Origin of the sequence: Streptomyces humi (assembly GCF_001005085.2) — a bacterium.
Taxonomy (GTDB): domain Bacteria; phylum Actinomycetota; class Actinomycetes; order Streptomycetales; family Streptomycetaceae; genus Streptomyces; species Streptomyces humi.
The window spans coordinates 1-840 of record NZ_LBMU02000158.1; the positions used below are offsets into that span (position 1 = coordinate 1).

1 protein-coding gene is annotated in these 840 nt (G+C 68.6%); it reads right to left on the minus strand.

The features are described from left to right. Positions 1-840: ketoacyl-synthetase C-terminal extension domain-containing protein (locus AAW13_RS43415; RefSeq protein ID WP_143145112.1), on the minus strand; the 840-nt coding region annotated here is incomplete at both ends.

The window sequence follows — 840 nt, forward strand, 5'->3', positions numbered from 1 at the left end:
CCACACCCGACACCACACCCGCCGACACCACCCCCGACGCCAACCCACCCAAACCCCGCAACAACTCACCACGATCACCAGCCACCACCACAGCCCGGTGATCGAAGACGGCACGGCCCGACATCAGCGCGGAACCCACAGCCGCCAGATCCAGGTCCGGACGCTCGGCGACAAAGGCATGCAGTCGTCCGGCCTGCGCCCGCAACGCCTCCTCCGTCCTGCCCGACACCACCCACGGAACCGCCCCAGGGCGAGCGGGCGCCTCGTCCACGTCGACGGAGGGTTCGGCCGCCTGTTCCAGGACGAGATGGGCGTTGGTGCCGCTCATGCCGAAGGCGGAGACGGCGGCCCGCCGCGGCCGCTCCAGCTCCGGCCACACCCGCTGCTCCCTCAGCAACTCCACCGCACCCGCCGACCAGTCCACATGCGACGACGACGCATCCACATGCAAGGTCCTCGGCATCACACCGTGACGCAGCGCCATCACCATCTTGATGACCCCACCCACACCGGCAGCCGCCTGCGCATGCCCGATGTTCGACTTCAACGAACCCAAGAACACGGGGAGTTGATCGCTGTCCCGGCCCTGACCGTAGGTGGCAAGAAGGGCTTGTGCCTCGATCGGGTCACCCAGCCGCGTGCCTGTCCCGTGCGCCTCCACCACATCCACATCAGCCGCACCCAGCCGAGCATCCGCCAGCGCCTGCCGGATCACCCGCTGCTGCGACGGACCGTTCGGCGCCGTCAGACCATTACTCGCACCATCCTGATTGACCGCACTCCCCCGCACCACCGCCAACACCGGATGACCCAGCCGCAACGCGTCCGACAGACGCTCCA